Source organism: Bartonella machadoae, assembly GCF_022559585.1.
GTDB lineage: Bacteria > Pseudomonadota > Alphaproteobacteria > Rhizobiales > Rhizobiaceae > Bartonella > Bartonella machadoae.
In genome coordinates this window covers 2,390,576-2,405,384 of sequence record NZ_CP087114.1, presented here as the reverse complement: position 1 = coordinate 2,405,384, position 14,809 = coordinate 2,390,576, and the positions used below count along the sequence as shown (strand labels likewise).

At 40.7% G+C, this 14,809-nt stretch carries 15 protein-coding genes and 2 pseudogenes; 12 read left to right on the top strand and 5 right to left on the bottom strand.

Going from position 1 to position 14,809, the window contains the following annotated elements; translation table 11 throughout:
• Positions 1-142: 142 nt before the first annotated feature.
• Positions 143-763, bottom strand: a complete 621-nt coding sequence (locus LNM86_RS11400) for a J domain-containing protein (protein ID WP_241437767.1) — start codon at positions 761-763, stop codon at positions 143-145.
• 123 nt (positions 764-886) lie between these two features.
• Here LNM86_RS11400 and LNM86_RS11395 point away from each other — a divergent pair, with 123 nt between their 5' ends.
• The gene (locus tag LNM86_RS11395) at positions 887-1,165 is read left to right on the top strand and encodes a BolA family protein (RefSeq protein ID WP_241437766.1); all 279 of its coding nucleotides are present in this window, start codon (positions 887-889) and stop codon (positions 1,163-1,165) included.
• A gap of 22 nt (positions 1,166-1,187) precedes the next feature.
• On the opposite strand, the gene LNM86_RS11390 is transcribed toward LNM86_RS11395, so the two are convergent.
• Complete coding sequence (locus LNM86_RS11390) at positions 1,188-2,156, bottom strand: tyrosine recombinase XerC (RefSeq protein WP_241437765.1); 969 nt, start codon at positions 2,154-2,156, stop codon at positions 1,188-1,190.
• 3 nt (positions 2,157-2,159) lie between these two features.
• Complete coding sequence (locus LNM86_RS11385) at positions 2,160-2,981, bottom strand: SapC family protein (RefSeq protein WP_241437764.1); 822 nt, start codon at positions 2,979-2,981, stop codon at positions 2,160-2,162.
• Between the two features lie 131 nt (positions 2,982-3,112).
• On the opposite strand from LNM86_RS11385, the gene rimM reads away from it, so the two are divergent.
• The 7 genes from rimM to LNM86_RS11350 all read left to right on the top strand — a co-directional run bounded on the left by rimM (position 3,113) and on the right by LNM86_RS11350 (position 9,242).
• Positions 3,113-3,649: a ribosome maturation factor RimM gene (rimM, locus tag LNM86_RS11380; protein WP_241439015.1), complete on the top strand. Its 537-nt coding sequence runs from the start codon at positions 3,113-3,115 to the stop codon at positions 3,647-3,649.
• Between the two features lie 287 nt (positions 3,650-3,936).
• Positions 3,937-4,635 (top strand): tRNA (guanosine(37)-N1)-methyltransferase TrmD, encoded by a 699-nt coding sequence (trmD, locus tag LNM86_RS11375; protein ID WP_241439014.1) that lies wholly within the window; start codon positions 3,937-3,939, stop codon positions 4,633-4,635.
• A 209-nt stretch (positions 4,636-4,844) separates the two neighbouring features.
• Positions 4,845-5,285, top strand: coding sequence for a 50S ribosomal protein L19 (gene rplS / locus LNM86_RS11370; RefSeq protein WP_241437763.1), 441 nt, complete (start codon positions 4,845-4,847; stop codon positions 5,283-5,285).
• Positions 5,286-5,791: 506 nt separating this feature from the next.
• Positions 5,792-6,193: a succinate dehydrogenase, cytochrome b556 subunit gene (gene sdhC / locus LNM86_RS11365; RefSeq protein WP_241437762.1), complete on the top strand. Its 402-nt coding sequence runs from the start codon at positions 5,792-5,794 to the stop codon at positions 6,191-6,193.
• Positions 6,194-6,211: 18 nt separating this feature from the next.
• Complete coding sequence (gene sdhD / locus LNM86_RS11360; RefSeq protein ID WP_241437761.1) at positions 6,212-6,598, top strand: succinate dehydrogenase, hydrophobic membrane anchor protein; 387 nt, start codon at positions 6,212-6,214, stop codon at positions 6,596-6,598.
• A gap of 5 nt (positions 6,599-6,603) precedes the next feature.
• Entirely contained in the window at positions 6,604-8,448 is a 1,845-nt protein-coding gene (gene sdhA / locus LNM86_RS11355; RefSeq protein ID WP_241437760.1) for a succinate dehydrogenase flavoprotein subunit, read from the top strand.
• A gap of 14 nt (positions 8,449-8,462) precedes the next feature.
• On the top strand, positions 8,463-9,242 hold the full coding sequence (locus LNM86_RS11350) for a succinate dehydrogenase iron-sulfur subunit (protein WP_241437759.1): 780 nt from the start codon (positions 8,463-8,465) through the stop codon (positions 9,240-9,242).
• A gap of 192 nt (positions 9,243-9,434) precedes the next feature.
• Here the strand turns inward: LNM86_RS11350 and LNM86_RS11345 are convergent.
• Together LNM86_RS11345 and LNM86_RS11340 are read right to left on the bottom strand one after the other, a co-directional pair.
• Positions 9,435-9,656 (bottom strand): annotated as a pseudogene (locus tag LNM86_RS11345) (integrase); the annotation flags it as partial.
• Positions 9,657-9,697: 41 nt separating this feature from the next.
• Positions 9,698-10,386 (bottom strand): annotated as a pseudogene (locus LNM86_RS11340) (integrase); the annotation flags it as partial.
• 179 nt (positions 10,387-10,565) lie between these two features.
• Here LNM86_RS11340 and LNM86_RS11335 point away from each other — a divergent pair.
• The 4 genes from LNM86_RS11335 to LNM86_RS11320 all read left to right on the top strand — a co-directional run bounded on the left by LNM86_RS11335 (position 10,566) and on the right by LNM86_RS11320 (position 14,781).
• Positions 10,566-11,741 carry a tyrosine-type recombinase/integrase gene (locus LNM86_RS11335; RefSeq protein WP_241437758.1) on the top strand — a complete coding sequence of 392 codons (1,176 nt, stop codon included), beginning with the start codon at positions 10,566-10,568 and terminating at the stop codon, positions 11,739-11,741.
• 210 nt (positions 11,742-11,951) lie between these two features.
• A complete protein-coding gene (locus LNM86_RS11330; RefSeq protein WP_241437413.1) occupies positions 11,952-12,152 on the top strand; it encodes a helix-turn-helix transcriptional regulator in 201 nt (66 codons plus the stop codon).
• Between the two features lie 101 nt (positions 12,153-12,253).
• Positions 12,254-13,165: a DUF7146 domain-containing protein gene (locus LNM86_RS11325; protein ID WP_241438973.1), complete on the top strand. Its 912-nt coding sequence runs from the start codon at positions 12,254-12,256 to the stop codon at positions 13,163-13,165.
• The gene (locus tag LNM86_RS11320; RefSeq protein WP_241437757.1) at positions 13,165-14,781 is read left to right on the top strand and encodes a YfjI family protein; all 1,617 of its coding nucleotides are present in this window, start codon (positions 13,165-13,167) and stop codon (positions 14,779-14,781) included. The genes LNM86_RS11325 and LNM86_RS11320 overlap by 1 nt, the downstream gene beginning before the upstream one ends.
• Positions 14,782-14,809: the final 28 nt, after the last annotated feature.

The following is a 14,809-nucleotide window of genomic DNA, read 5'->3' as shown; positions in this document are numbered from 1 at the left end:
AAATCTGAGGATATTCAAGTCTCTCATTTAACAGGAAAAATTATAAATTATCCTTATAAATCAATATATTGTCTATAAATATGCTTCGTAACATTGCTAAAGCTGCGCTTTGTAAAAGCATATCGCAGGAGGATGCATTATTCTAGCACAAACCAGATTTTTTGAGCAAATTATAAGCGTGCAAAACATCACGAAAACGTTCTTCTGAAGAACGATTACCGCCATTGGAATCAGGATGGTGTTTCTTTACAAGCTCTTTATATTTTGTTTTGATCTCTTCAGATGAAGCATTTGCTGCTAATCCCAATGTCTCAAAAGCTTTCGCTTCTAAGGGCTTTAATTTTCTTGAGGAATGTCTGCTTGAATGACGTTGGGTAAAGAGCGTGAAGGGATCACGCATACGGTTTTGGTAAGCAGCTGTTCCAGAACGGATTTGTGCATAATTCGCAGCGGTTTTCTTTGAGGTGCCATTGCTAAAATCGGTAGGCCATGTCGGACGATGCCCTGTAAGGGCATCCTTTTGGAACTTTGCAATATCTTTATCGCTAAGACCAGAGAAGTAATTAAAATTTTTATTATAAGCACGCACGTGATCAATACAAAAATGGAGATATTGACCTTCGTGATTGCGACCTGCTGGTGCCTTATGCGTGCCTGCTTGCTCACAACCTTCCCATTGACATTGTTGTGTTTGCGATTCAGGCCGTTCCTTTCTATTGGAACTGATTCGAATTGAGTCGAATAATTTAGATGTTGTTACCATGTCTCTAGATTTATGCAAAATTGATCGGTTTGACAAGAATTGACTTTTGAAAAATTTGTTCCCACACTCTCTTTGTTGATTAAAAAAGCTTATTCCAGAAATTCATTTCGTTAAGGAACAAACATGTCTACTCCGATTCAATCAATCATTACGATGAAACTCCAAGAGGCTTTTCATCCACAGAAACTTGAAGTCATTAATGAGAGTCACCTTCATGAAGGGCATCCCCATGAAGAGCATGCTTTTGATGGGAAAGGAGAAACGCACTTTCGGGTAAAAATTCTCTCTTCTTCTTTTGTTGGTATGACGCGTGTGGAGATACATCGAGCAATTTACCAAGTTTTACAAAAAGAACTCGCAACTTGTGTTCATGCTTTGGCACTTGAAGTTGAGTCTGTTTAATTGCTCTTTCCTTTTAAATTTTTCAAGAACGGGGATGCGCTTTTTGATAAATTTCCAATAAACGGTCTGTATCAACTTGAGTATAGACTTGGGTGGTGGAGAGGCTGCTATGGCCAAGAAGTTCTTGAATGGTACGTAAATCCCCTCCGCGTGATAAAAGATGGGTGGCAAAAGAATGACGCAAGGTATGGGGGGTGGCAGTCTCTGGTAAACCAAGACTTGCGCGTAAATTGCGAACAGCACGTTGAATAATGGCGGGCTGCAAAGGACCACCACGCGCACCGCGAAACATTGGTTGGTTACTTGCTAGAGGATACGGGCAGCATTTGAGATAACTGTTTACCGCTTCGTGGACAATTTTTATGAGCGGAACAAGGCGTGTTTTTTGACCTTTTCCCGTGACAAATAAGCTTGTTTTTTCAGGATCAGAAAATTGCTCCGGTGTGAGTGCTAGAGCTTCTGATATCCGCATGCCACAGCCATAAAGAAGCATCAAAACAGCAGCATTGCGGGCAGTAATCCATGGTTCATTTTCCTGTTGATTTTCTTGTTTAACAAGATGAAGTGCGGATTTTATAGCCAAGGGTTTTGGAAGCGATTTTGGTTGTTTTGGGGTTCGGATAAGCTTAGCAGCAGGGACATTGACGATGCCTTCTCGCGATAAATATCTGAAAAAAGAGCGTAAACCCGCCATCCCACGGCTTAAAGAGCGGGCGCTTACGTCATGTGTACGACGATAAGCCAAATAAGCACGCAAGTCGATAACGCGCAAATTGGCAAGATCCTCAAAGGTTGGTTCGTACCCTAAATGTTGACAGAGAAAAAACAAAAATTGCCGTGTATCACGTTCATAAGCTTGTGCTGTTTTTGTTGCCATACGCCGTGTTTGGACAAGATCCTCTAACCAATTTTTCCTTGCCGTTAAAACGGCGTGGTTGGCTGGAATAAGAAAAATATTTTTGTCTTTTCTACTGTCTTTCGTTATCGGCATTTCTTAATTGAGGGTTTCTTTCTTTTTCTGCTTTTCGCTTCCAGAGTTACCGCTGTTTTTTTGTTGTGCTTCTTCGTGATTCATGATGCGTTTTTCACCTTTTAAAGAGAGTATTTTTAAAAGATTATGTGTTGACATCAAATGCGCGAAAATTAATCCTAAAAAGCCATTTTTATGAAGTTTGGCAAGTTGACTTGCAGAGAGTTTATTCAGTTTTTCTTCATCAACAACCCAAAAATGTTCCAATTGTGCTGAAAGACCTTGGTCATTTTTGACATTGATAGATTTTTGACTGAGAAGATCCATTTCTACAAGAGCATTGATGAACTCAGTGGTTTTTTCCATAGCAATTTTAAAGCTTTCAAGAAAATGAATACGCTCTTCCATAAAAGGGGAAATAGATCCATCGGAATTAAAGAGCTCTGTTCCCGCAACTTCATTGAACATACCTGATTGCTGATCAAAACAAACGGAAAGTTCTTTTTCATTTTGCAGTTGGGCAAGAACAAAAGGATAGCGACGGACAAAAGCGGGAACATAAGTGTTTCGTTCCCAATTTTTATCGGAGGTGATGTAATCATTTTCGTCGTTAGAAAGACCCACAAGAGCAGCCGATGTATAATGTTTTTTCTTATTCTCGTCTTCTGCGCACATAAACAAAATAGGGTAGTCTAGGGCAGCTTGAAAATATTCACTGCTTGCTAAAGGAACCCAATGCGTATCTTTAGCAAAGGACATGTCACTTGGGGGAGAAAATTTGAGGTTTTTATGAGTAACTTTATTAATTGGGGTAATATCTTTGTAAAACAGCATAATATTTGCCATAAGACTTCTCCTTTTATTCATTTGTTTTTGTTACCAAGAAAGGTCTTTTTGTGAAGATTTCGATATGGCAACAAGGTTTAATAGCAAAGTGACAAAATTTAAGGAATCATTTTGAAGAGATGGTATTTCATATGGAACATAATAAAAAAAAGCCTAAAAAGAAAGTCTATCTTGCCATTATTGGTTTGCCTCATGGCATAAAAGGAGACATTCTGGTCAAAGTTTTAAATGGTGAGCCACAGAGTTTAAAGACTTATGCTACTCTTTACGATGATATGGGGCGGACTTATGAAATTATAAGGCTTCGCGTGCAAAAAAAGAATGCAATTGTGCGTTTTAAAGGGATTGAAGATCGCAGTGCTGCTGAAAACTTAAAAGGAATTCGCCTGTATGTTACTCGAGAGCAATTGGTCAATGATTTGGATGAGGATGAATTTTATCAGTTTGATCTCATTGGACTTTGTGTTCAAGATTGTGTTGGGCAAGTGTTGGGTGAGGTGCATGGTTTTTTTAATTTTGGCGCTGGTGATTTGCTTGAAATACGATTGAATACGCGTAAAACTGTGCTTATTCCGTTTAGCAAGGCAGCTGTGCCAAAAATTTGTATTGATTCTGGTTTTCTTGTTGTTGATCCCGTTGCCGCTGGTTTAAGCTCTGAGAAAGAATGATGATGTGAGGTAAAAAGAAAAGTGAAGGAAATAAAACAAAAGTGGAAAGTAAAGAACACAAAAATAGCTGATAAACATATATGTTAGCGCTCTCTGTTGAGATGTTTTTGGATTTTTAGCGTATTTTAACGGAAAAAAACTTTAAAATGGGGGGGATCGTCGTTGGAGACAGGGCAAGACAGTGCAAATGAGGGATTTTGTTTTGGATAAATACCATAGTGTTGGCGATACACGGGTTGGTGCTGATTGAGTACTCATTGGGTTGAAGGTGAAATGAAAGAGTGAAAATGAAGTTTCAAGCGCGCATTTTAACACTTTATCCTGAAATGTTTCCTGGTTTTTTAGGTTATTCATTAGCAGGGCAGGCTTTAAAGCAGGGGATATGGTCATTGGAGACAGTGCAAATTAGGGATTTTGCGTTCGATAAACACCATAGCGTTGATGATACACCAGCTGGTGGTGGGGCTGGTATGGTGATGCGGGCGGATGTGTTAGCGGCTGCACTTGATAGTTGCCCAAATGATTCGCCAAGATTGTTGATGAGTCCGCGGGGGCGGACTTTTAACCAAACTTATGCACGCTCTTTGGCACGTGAATCGAGAGTAACATTGGTTTGTGGGCGCTTTGAAGGTGTTGATGAGCGGGTGATAGAAGCACGGGGATTGGAAGAAGTCTCCATTGGTGACTATATCCTTTCAGGAGGGGAAACGGCAGCATTCGTTCTTCTGGATGCCATTATTCGTCTTCTTCCTGGCGTTATGGGGAATGCGCTTTCTGGAAAGTGTGAAAGTTTTGAAAACGGTTTGTTGGAACATCCTCACTATACACGTCCTGCCCTTTTTGAAGGACGAAGCATTCCACCAGTGTTGACATCGGGTCATCACAAAGCGATTGCGGATTGGCGTCAAAGCCAAGCCGAACTGGTAACGCGTCAACGTCGTCCTGATCTTTATGCGCGTTATCATAAAAATCATAAGAAAACTTGATTCATGTTGTAAGGTGGTGTATTGCATGGCTCTCTCTTGAGAGCGTTTTTCTGTGAAGGTGTTCTATCGTTCCAAGATAATGAAGAGATGGTGTATTCGCTCCTGCATAAAGCATAGCCTAAAGAACTTCTTTTCCTTTTATGAAAAGGTTTTTGCGGCAAGAGTTGAGCGCTCTGACTGTTCGATAAAAACTATGAAGGATAAAAGAAATGAATATTATCGCGCAGCTTGAAGCTGAACAATGTGCAAAAATTGAAGCAAAACGCCAATTGCCTGCTTTTCAACCAGGGGATACAGTTCGTGTTATGGTGCGCGTGACTGAAGGAACACGTACTCGTGTTCAGGCTTATGAAGGCGTTTGTATCGCACGTTCAGGTGGTGGGTTGAATGAGACCTTTACTGTGCGCAAGATTTCTTATGGTGAAGGTGTTGAACGCGTCTTTCCAATTTATTCTCCTTTGATTGAGGCTGTTGAACTTGTGCGTCGGGGTAGAGTGCGTCGTGCAAAACTTTATTATCTTCGTGGTTTGAGAGGTAAAGCTGCGCGTATCGCTGAAAAAAGAGATTACCGGAAGAAAGCTGAAAAAGTTGCTGAACTTGCAAAAGAAACAGCTATTGATTCCGATGCTGCAACACAAGTTGCTGAGTAAATACTGTATCTGCTGGGATTTATGCAAAAGTAATTTTTATCGCTTCTTTTGTGTCTACAGTGGTTCGTGTTTATAACTTAAAGAAGTAACTTTGAGTGAATAGAGATTGAAATGAATACAAAAATGTCGAATTTCTCGAAGTTTCAGTATCTTATTCCCCTTATAATGATGGATAGATTTTAAATTTTCATTCTCATGAGCTGTGTCATTGATATTCAGAAAAAGGTGCGTACGCTTGAAAAAATGTATGTTTCTCTTTGAGAAAAGATGTTAGACCTTTGACGTGAAGATAAAATTGTATTAGATTAAGATGCGTTTTACAGATTGGATCTGTGGAACAATCGGTTTTTTTTAAGCGTGACCTTTAATCCGTTATTTGAGATAACCGACCTGTAATATTGGTATGTTTGAGACGCCAAATTAAATGGAAATGATAATGCAGTTTGTTGTTTTGTGCGTTTTGTCGCTCATAACGCAGTTGTAAAAAAAAACAGGTCAGGATGTTTATGACAGAGACAATTAGGATGAAAGAGCGCCCGCGTTCTCCCCATATAAGCATTTATCGCTGGAGCATCACAATGGCGATGTCAATTGCACATCGTATTACCGGTATGGCTCTTTATTTCGGAATAGTCTTTCTCGCTCTTTGGTTATTTGCCATTAGCTGTGGGGATGAAGCATTTAAAACCGTAAACGAGATTTATAGTTCTTGGTTTGGGCTTTGTATCCTGTTTCTTTATACTCTTGCCGGAGTCCACCACATGGTTGGTGGTATTCGTCACATTGTTTGGGACCTAAAACCTTGCCTTTTGGCTAAAGAAAAGGCAACAACGACTGCTTGGGCAACAGTGTTTATTTCTCTTAGTGTTACTCTTGCCATTTGGGTTATCGGATATAGTATTGTTTAGCTTGGGGGTGGAGAGGCTATGAAAAAAGATTTTCGAACAGAACTTGCAAAAGTCCGTGGACGCGGGAGTGCGCATGAAGGGACACAGCATTTTTGGTTGCAGCGTTTGACAGGTTTTATCAATCTACCGCTTTTGATCTTTTTCATTGTGCTTATTCTTTCATTGGTTGGAAAGGACTATAGCATTATCCGTGCGCGGCTTGCGCATCCTATTGTTGCTGTTTTAATGGGATTGATGACGCTTTCTGTCCTTTATCATATGAAACTTGGAATGCAGGTGGTTATTGAAGATTATATTCCTCGTGAGGGTTTTCGAATATTCTTCTTGGCATTGAATATTCTCTTTTGTTTTATTTTGGGTGGTGTCATCATTTTTGCTCTTTTGAAAATTGCATTAGGGGGTTAAATCATATGGCAAGTACAAAAACTCCTCTTAGCGCTAGAGCAGGTAATGCTTCTTATCGCACTGTAGATCACAAATTTGATGTTGTTGTTGTTGGTGCTGGGGGAGCCGGTTTGCGTGCTACGCTTGGTATGGCAGAGCAGGGGTTAAAAACAGCATGTATCACAAAGGTTTTTCCAACCAGATCACATACGGTTGCAGCACAGGGCGGTATTGCTGCTTCACTTTCCAATATGGGGCCTGATAATTGGCAATGGCATTTGTATGATACGGTAAAAGGATCTGATTGGTTGGGTGATACGGATGCAATGGAATATTTGGTGCGTAATGCACCTGCCGCTGTATACGAATTAGAACATTATGGAGTGCCTTTTTCGCGAACGGAAGAAGGAAAAATTTATCAACGTCCCTTTGGCGGGCATACAACACAGTTTGGTGAAGGTCCACCTGTGCAACGCACTTGTGCTGCTGCTGATCGCACGGGGCATGCTATCTTGCATACCCTCTATGGGCAGAGTTTAAAACATAATGCGCAGTTTTTTATTGAGTATTTTGCGCTTGATTTGATTATGACTGATGGTGTCTGTACCGGTGTGGTGGCGTGGAATCTTGATGATGGTACAATCCATCGTTTTTCAGCAAAGATGGTTGTGCTAGCAACAGGCGGTTATGGGCGTGCTTATTTTTCAGCAACATCGGCGCATACCTGTACCGGTGATGGCGGGGGAATGATTGCACGTGCAGGGTTGCCGCTTCAGGATATGGAATTCGTTCAATTCCATCCTACAGGGATTTATGGTTCGGGTTGCCTTATTACAGAAGGGGCACGTGGTGAAGGAGGCTATTTGATTAATTCTGAAGGTGAGCGCTTTATGGAGCGATATGCGCCTTCCTTTAAGGATTTGGCTTCACGTGATCTTGTTTCACGCTGTATCACACTTGAAATTCGTGAAGGACGCGGTGTTGGTCCCAAAAAAGATCATATCCATTTGGTTCTCAACCATATTGATCCCGCGATATTGCATGAGCGTTTACCAGGAATTTCTGAATCAGCACGAATCTTTGCAGGGGTTGATGTGACAAAAGAACCTATCCCCATTCTGCCAACGGTTCATTACAATATGGGCGGTATTCCTACCAATTATTATGGAGAAGTGCTTAATCCAACAGCTGATTCACCCGATCGTGTTCAACCAGGTTTGATGGCTGTGGGGGAGGCTGGATGTGCTTCTGTCCATGGGGCGAATCGTTTGGGGTCAAATTCATTGATTGATCTTGTCGTATTTGGGCGTGCCGCTGCAATTCGTGCCGGTGAGGTTATTGATCGAGATGCGGAAATTCCACCCATTAATGAGGAAGCTGTTGACCAGATTATGGCGCGTTTTGATCGTTTGCGTTTTGCCCAGGGGGGAACACCAACTGCTGTGTTGCGTGAAAAAATGCAACGGACTATGCAAGAAGATGCTGCGGTATTCCGTACCGAAGAGTCGTTGCAACAAGGATGTCGGAGAATAAGCCAAATTTGGGATGAATTGTCTGATCTCAAAGTGACAGATCGTTCATTAATATGGAATTCCGATTTGGTTGAAACATTAGAGCTTGAAAATCTGATGGCTAATGCAATTACAACTGTTTATTCTGCAGAAGCACGTTTAGAAAGTCGTGGTGCGCATGCACGTGAAGATTATCCAGAGCGTGACGACAAAAATTGGCGTAAACATACCCTTTCACATTTGTCGAAAGAAGGGAAGGTAACTTTGTCCTATCGGCCTGTCCATGTTGATCCATTAACGTCTGAAGCAGATGGTGGTATCGATTTAAAACGTATCGCGCCTAAAAAACGTGTTTATTAAGGGGAGAATGAACGATGGTCCAGATTAAGCTTCCCAAAAATTCTCAAGTAAAACCAGGGAAAGTTTGGCCTAAGCCTGAAGGCGCTACTAAACTAACAGAATTTCATGTGTATCGTTGGTCGCCTGATGATGAGGAAAATCCTCATCTCGATACTTATTATGTAGATCGTTCAGCCTGCGGTCCGATGATTCTCGATGGACTTTTGTTTATCAAGAATCATATTGATCCAACTTTGACACTGCGCCGTTCATGCCGTGAGGGAATTTGTGGTTCATGTGCCATGAATATTGATGGAACCAATACATTGGCTTGTACCAAAGGAATGGATGATGTGAAGCATCCCATTAAGGTGTATCCTCTGCCTTCCATGCCCGTTGTCAAAGATTTGGTGCCTGATTTGAAGCGCTTTTATGCGCAACACCGTGTGATTGAACCTTGGTTGCAAACCGTTTCTCCAGAACCTGCAAAAGAGTGGTTACAAAGCCACTCTGATCGCCAAAAAATCGATGGGCTTTATGAGTGTATTTTATGTGCATGTTGTCAAACATCTTGTCCGAGTTATTGGTGGAACGGTGATCGTTATTTAGGACCAGCAATTTTGCTTCAGGCTTATCGCTGGATTGCTGATTCACGTGATGAGATGTGTGGTGAGCGTCTTGATAATTTAGAAGATCCTTTCCGCCTTTATCGCTGTCATACGATTATGAATTGTGCACAGACTTGTCCAAAGGGGCTAAATCCAGCGAAGGCAATTGCTGAGATTAAAAAACTCATGGTTGAACGCCGCCTTTAAAACTTACCAGTTCATGAAAGTCATAGAAGAAATAAGATATTTGTGAGATTGTTGCGTTTTTTGAAGTGTTTAATCTCTAGGAGCTTATTGGCTTTTGTATGCGCATTAAAAAGAGCACTGATCGCTTTTTTAAAGGGCTTCTTTTTCTTTTGCGCAAAAGAGATGTCTCATTATAAAAATATATCCTGAATATGTATGAACACCTGTAAGAATAAGCAATCGCAAAGCCAGTCGTGTTAGGGTTGATCTTTCGCAAAGTGTTTTATAAAAAGCTGGCACATCTCTTCAATCCATTGCTGGTCTATTATGCGTTTTATGGCGTTGTTTGCTTAAGAGAGCACGTGCTTTTTCTGTAGTCTGCCAATCAACATCTCATTCCAATGTAGCAGCATGTTTAAGACAAAGATTAAGGCGGTTTGGTACTCTCCTTTTATATTCTCAGCAGGGACGGTTCATAGATTATCTTCAACTTGATCTTTATGGATATGACGCAAGGGATATGTGTGAACAGTTGTCAAAATAAGTAAGCGCAAAGTCAATTGTGTTAGGGTTGGTGTATTGCAAAGTAAAGTGTTTGATAAAAAGCCGGTATCTCTTCCAATCCATTGCTGGTCTATTTTGCGTTTTATGCCGTTGTTTGCTTAAGAGCACGTGCTTTTTCTGTAGTCTGTCAATCAACATCTCATTCCAATGTAGCAGCATGTTTAAGACAAAGATTAAGGTAATTTAGTACTTTTTTAGCTGTCTCATTTTGTATGTCAAATGGGGGTAAGCGTATTGCGTCTATCAGTTTGCGTAATTTCTGAAACCGGTCAACAGCCTCATTTTGGCAAAATATGAAGTTGTAAACGATGAAAACCAATCTCCAGCCTTACCATCGTTTTTTAATTCAGCTTTACAAATTTCAAAAGCATCTACAGCAATATCTTTTAAGTAATGGAGATTACGCATTGCCTCACGTTTTTGTTTGTCACGTTCTTTAAGGAGTTACGACTTTTATGGAAAACAAAACGCCACCCAGTTGCCAATTTACGTGCTTTTTTTAAAGAAACATTTCTTAAAGCATCAATCCCATTTCACGATGGTTCCCGTGGATGGTATAGCGGTAAAGCCATTGAGCACCACCATCTTTACGCTTATGAAGGTATACAACGTATTGATTTATAAAGATAAATCATCCTTTTTCAACTTGTATCATACCCCCGAATATTGTAAGATTCTCTCATTTCAAATCATTTCATTTTGTATCAATTAAAGTCACTTACTTGCACATCATAAGCGGGGTTATCGTGTGGGTAGAAAACCGTTTAGAAAGGAGCAAAAATGCCTTTAATGAATCGTCTTAATGCAAGGGCTGTCGCAACATTGGGGGCTGGCAAATATAATGATGGTGCTGGCTTGTTACTTCATAAGCGTAAAGATGGTGGTGCTCAATGGCTTTTACGCTATACCATCCACGGACGCCGTCGTGAAATGGGATTGGGGGCTTTAAGAGATGTCTCTTTAAAACAAGCCCGTGAATGTGCAACCCAATGGCGTTCTGTTTTACGTGAGGGTCGTGACCCCATTAAAGAACGTGAGAAACAAAAGCGTGAGGCAATGCGTAATCTGCATTATCTCAAAGATATCGCTTTGGATGCTTTTGAAAGCCGTAAAGCTGAATTAAAAGGAGATGGTAAAAATGGAGATTGGTTTTCACCTTTACGTCTTTATATTCTCCCTAAATTAGGTTGTCTACCGGTCTCAGAAATCACGCAAACTGATATACGCAATACACTTGCTCCCATCTGGCATACAAAAGCTGGTACAGCAAATACAGCACTGATGCGTCTCAATCTTTGTTTTAAACATGCTGCTGCCTTGGGTTTGGATGTTGATTTACAGGCTACAGAAAAAGCAAAAGCTTTGCTGGGGAAACAACGCCATAAAGTTAAAAATAGACCAGCAATGGATTGGAAAGATATACCGGCTTTTTATAAAACACTTTGCGAAACAACAACCATGACACAACTAGCTTTGCGTCTGCTTATTCTGACAGGTGTTCGTACCTATCCTTTGCGTCATATTTGTAAAGATCAAGTTGATGGTGATATATGGACCATCCCTGCTGAAAATATGAAAGGAAGGCGTGATACTACAACAGAGTTTCGCGTGCCTTTATCATCAGAGGCATTGGAAATTTTAAAACAAGCGCGCTTGCTTTCTCGTAATGATTTCTTTTTTTCTGCAACCGGTCGAGGTTCCCTTGCTGATACTTGCATGTCAAAATATATGAAAAAAACTGGACTTGATGCTTGTCCCCATGGTTTTCGCTCTAGTTTACGCGATTGGTTAGCAGAAACAACCGATGCCCCTTTTGAGGTAGCAGAAACCATTCTAGGTCATACGGTCGGGGGTAAAGTAGAGCGTGCTTACCGTCGTACTGATTATTTAGAACAGCGCCGTGTTTATATGGATAAATGGGCGGCTTATGTCACGGGGCAAAATCATAAAAGTTAAGAATAACTCTATGTCTTTGCCTTTATTATATCCATAATGAATAATAGCAACCACAAATTATTGCTTATTATGAAGACCACAACCACAACATATTGTTTTTTATGCAAGAAACGTATGTTTTTGCTGGTAATGTTTGATACAAAATGCTATTTATATACGGTCATTAAATAGTGATTCGGTCACTTGAATGTTTAAATAAATGGGGATTCCATGAATACAAATAAAGGACTTCTCACAACTCGTGAGAGTGCAAAACTGCTTGGTATAAGCGTTACAACACTTTGGCGGCGTGTTGCTGATGGAACGGTACCAAAACCTCTAAAAATTGGTGCCTTATCCCGTTGGTTAGCATCAGACCTTCATGATGTAATCGAGAAGGCTAAAAACCAACGTAGCAACAACGCCGCTTAAAGAAAAACTTTGCCTTATAGGACAGACAAAAGTATTTCAAGTCTCACAAATTCTGAAATAACAAAATCTGTCCTGTAATGCAAGTAGCAGGATGGTATTTTATGCATTGTACAAATGCTCAAAGCATGGTTTGTGCCTTGCATGGTGTTTGGCACGGGCATTATGGACTTGCCCGTTGTCCTGCCCATGATGATAGGTCACCTAGTTTAGCTCTTGCCAATGGAAATGATGGGCGTCTCTTACTCTATTGTTATGCCGGCTGCTCTTTTAGAGAAATCTTACAAGCTCTTAAGAATATTGGGTTGATTGATAAAAATGCTTACTGTCAAAAAGAGAAGCAAGCATATTTCGTTCATAAAACCTCTTGTTACAATCGCTCTTTATTAGAGCAGAAAACAGCAATACAGAAAGTTGCTAAAGCACAAGAGATTTGGAAGCAAAGTCAACCCATTAAAGGGACCATAGCAGAGCTTTATTTACGCAAGCGTGGTATCACTTGTGAATTACCCTCCAATTTACGTTTTCATAGCAAATGCCCTCATCCCTCTGGGAAAACCATCCCCGCATTGGTTGCTCTTGTTGAGGGTGGTGGCTCCTTTGCAATCCATAGAACCTTTTTACAAGACAATGGATGCAAAACAGAACAGTTACCAACAAAAGCCATGCTGGGCTCTGTTAAGGGCGGTGCTGTACATTTAAGCCAAGCCAATCATCAACATCTGGTCATTTGTGAGGGAATTGAAACAGGTCTTTCTCTGCTGTCTGGTCTGTTATCAGAGCCTGTGACTTTATGGGCATCCCTTTCAACCAGTGGCATGACGCATGTGAATTTACCCCATATCAAATCAAAAGCCCATCTCACCATAGCTATGGATGGCGATGAGGCGGGTCGTAAAGCAGGTTTTGCCCTTGCTACCCGTGCGCAATGCCAAGGCTTTGAAGTCTTGATGATGCAAGCTCCCGAAGGAGCTGATTTTAACGTTTTATTATTAAATTATGAAAGAGAAAAATAATGACAAAACATAGTCTTGATAATAATGAGAATAGCTCTGTAAAGAATACTGATAATGATAACACCCCTGTCTCTTTAAAGGAGCATCCCTGTTTACAAGCCATTCCTTATGAACAGGCTTTGCAACAAATGGGTTGGGGCGAATTAAAACCAATAAACAAAGCGCTTTTACCGGTTGAATCTTTTAATCCGGAACAAATGCCTTTAACGTTAAGACCCTATATTTATGACGTGGCTGAGTGCCAACAATCTTCTCTCGATTTTATTGCTGTCTCGGCTCTGTGTGGGTTAGCTGCCCTGATTGGAAATGGAATTCGCATTGCTCCAAAACAAAATACGCACAATTGGAAAATTGTTCCTAATCTATGGGGCGCCATTATCGGGCGATCTGCAACTCTCAAAACACCAGATATGCAAGCAGCTCTCGCTCCTCTTTATCGCTTTCAAGATGAATGGCATCAACAATGGCGGAAACAGAAAAAACAGAAAGAGACAAAAAATCTTCTCATTGAATTAGAGAGACAAGAAAAGAAAAAACAAATCCGAAAAGCTTTAAAAAATAAAAACAAGGAACAAGCTCTCGCTCTTCTTAATGAATCTCTTGAAGACCAAGAAAGTGAGGATGAAACTCTTGTTAAACGGCGTCTTCTGGTCAATGATGTGACCGTCGAAAAGCTTGGAGAATTACTGAGAGAAAACCCGCGGGGATTATTAATGGTCCGTGATGAACTTTCTGGTTTTTTAGCCAATATGGAAAGAAAGGAATATCAGACAGACCGTTCTTTTTATCTGACGGCTTTTAATGGAAATTCTTCTTTTACCTATGACCGTATTGGACGTGGAACAATTTATATTCCCAATGCAACGGTTTCTATGATTGGGGGCATTCAACCTTCTCGGATTATTCCCATTGTACAAGCGATAAAGCGTGGGATAAACGATGATGGTTTATTGCAACGGTTTCAAATAATCGTTTGGCCCGATAACAATAAAGAGAGAGAATGGAGGGATGAATATCCCAATAGAGAGGCATGGGAAGCTTATGAAAAAGTGTTTCGTTGTCTTTATGATAAACCGGTAGGATCTTCTCAACATCCAACGACCATGCATTTTTCTGCTGAAGCACAAGAGATGTTTAGTGAGTGGTGGGAAAATCATCAGAAAGCGATCAGAAGGGATGATCTCTCTGAAGCTTTGCAATCCCATTGTGCAAAAATGGACAAAACCATAGCAAGTCTTGCCTTAATCTTCGAACTTGTTGATGGTAATCGTTTTGAAGTAAGTTACCCTTATCTTTTTATGGCTTTGCATTGGTCAAAATATCTTTTAAGCCATGCGAAACGTCTTTATGCGGCGGATGATAGCTTAACAATAGAGCATGCAAATTTGCTTGTAGAGCGTTGTGAATACTTGCCTAGTGTCTTTACTGCTCGTGATATTCTCCAGCGTAACTGGACGCGTTTAAAAGACAAGGAAGCCATTAAAAAAGCTTTAGAGCTTTTATGCCGTTGCAACTATCTTCGTGAAATCTGTGAAGACAAGGCGCAAAAAGGCGGTCGTCCTACCATACGCTATGAATGGCATCCTTTGGTGAAAAATCAGAGAACACAACAATGAAGCACTTTTTACCACACCCTCAAAACCT